The organism is Mesorhizobium sp. M7A.F.Ca.CA.004.06.1.1 (assembly GCF_003999135.1).
In the GTDB taxonomy this organism is placed as follows: domain Bacteria; phylum Pseudomonadota; class Alphaproteobacteria; order Rhizobiales; family Rhizobiaceae; genus Mesorhizobium.
In genome coordinates, this window is the sequence record NZ_RZPQ01001032.1 from 1 (window position 1) to 1,613 (window position 1,613).

At 62.4% G+C, this 1,613-nt stretch carries 2 protein-coding genes; both read right to left on the reverse strand.

Translation table 11 applies throughout. The features are described from left to right. Window positions 1-112: 112 nt before the first annotated feature. Window positions 113-784, reverse strand: a complete 672-nt coding sequence (locus tag EN906_RS33460; protein WP_127271796.1) for an amino acid ABC transporter permease — start codon at window positions 782-784, stop codon at window positions 113-115. 106 nt (window positions 785-890) lie between these two features. Further along, window positions 891-1,613: ABC transporter substrate-binding protein (locus tag EN906_RS33465; protein WP_164777579.1), on the reverse strand; the 723-nt coding region annotated here is incomplete at its 5' end.

A 1,613-nucleotide genomic window follows, 5' to 3' on the forward strand; every position in this document is an offset into this window, starting at 1 on the left:
AAGCCAAGCAGGGTGCCGAGCACCAGGCTGATCAGTGACAGCATCACGGTCATGCCTAGGCCGCGCAGGGCCAGCGGATAAGAGCCGGCGAGGCTTTGCAGTTGTTGCCAGATCATGTCCGCGCCCCCGCCGTGCCGAGCCAGCGGCTGGAGACGCCAGCCAGTCCTTTCAGTCCGTAATACAGCAGCAGGTAGAAGGCGGCGATGGTGAGGAAACCTTCGGCCGGCATGAAGCGGTCGGAAGCGAGCAATTGGCCGGCGCGCGTCAGTTCGGAAACCGAGATCAGCGACAGAAGGGCGGAATCCTTGACCAGCACGATCGCCTGGCCAAGCAGCGGCGGGATCGTCACCTTGAAGGCCTGCGGCAGGACGACCAGACGCATGCGCTGGACATAGGTCATGCCCGAAGCGACGCTGGCCTCGACCTGGCCACGTGGGATCGACAGGATGCCGGCGCGAATGATTTCAGCGATATAGGCGCCGCTGTTGAGCGACAGCGCGAGAATGCCGACGACCAGCTCAGGCAGGACGAAGCCGAGCCGGGGCAGGCCGAAATAGAGGAAATAGAGCTGCGCCAGCAAGGGTGTGGCGCGTACGGCGTCGATATAGGCCTTGGCCGGCACGCGAAACAGCCAGCCGCGCTGCAGGTTCATGGCGCACAGCACGATGCCGACGATCAGTGCGCCGACAAAGGACAGCGCCGACAGCCAGACGGTCGTGATCAGGCCCTGCCCGAACAGCGGCAGATATTCGACAATGGTGCGGAAACTGAAATTTTCGAGCATCGTTGGGTGCAATCCCCAGAGTGCAGGAAACGACGGATGAAGCGAAATTCCAGGCGGTTTCGCGGCGCTTGAGACGCGCGCGAAACCGCCTGGGTTTTATCGCTGCTTAGTGGTCTTTCTTCCAGGCGTCGGAATTGACCCAGTAGTCGAGGTTCTTCTGCAGGCGACCATCGATGGTGACCTGGTTGAGGAACAGGTTCATCCAGATCAGCAGGTCCGGCTCGTCATAGCGGGTGGCGAAGGCAAGCGGCTCCTTCGACAACAGGTCCGGCATGATGGTGAAGCTGCCGGCCGGATAGGCGGTCGACTGGCCCTTGACCGCCGAGACGTCGTTGACGCCGCAATCGGCCTGGCCGTTGTTGACGGCGTCGAGCAGCAGCGGACCGCCGCCCTTGTAGCTCTTGATGTCGGCGTCGGGGAAGGCTTTCTTGGCTTCCTTCTCGCCGGTGGCGCCGAGCAGCACGGCGATCTTGGTGCCCTTGGCCTTGCAGTCCTCAGTGGTCTTGAACTTGCTGTCGGCCTTGGTGAAGACGGTGCTGCCCGTGTACATGTAAGGCGTGGTGAAGGCGACCTTCATGCCACGCGCCAGCGTCGGTGTCATGTCGGCGACCAGAAGGTCGGCCTTACCCGACAACAGCGCCGGAATCAGACCATCCCAGTCGAAGTCGAGGAACGTGATTTTCACACCCATTTCCTTGGCCATCAGTTCGGCCAGTTCGACCGAACTGCCGGTGCGTTCGCCGTTGGCGCCAACCAGCGAGAAGGGCGGTCCTTGAGTCTGCACGGCGACGCGCAACTCGCCGCGCTTGGTGATGTCGTCGAGCGTACC

Bases quoted from the DNA above. Each gene is read 5' to 3' on its own strand.
- EN906_RS33460 (WP_127271796.1), bottom strand. From the start codon at position 784: ATGCTCGAAAATTTCAGTTTCCGCACCATTGTCGAATATCTGCCGCTG.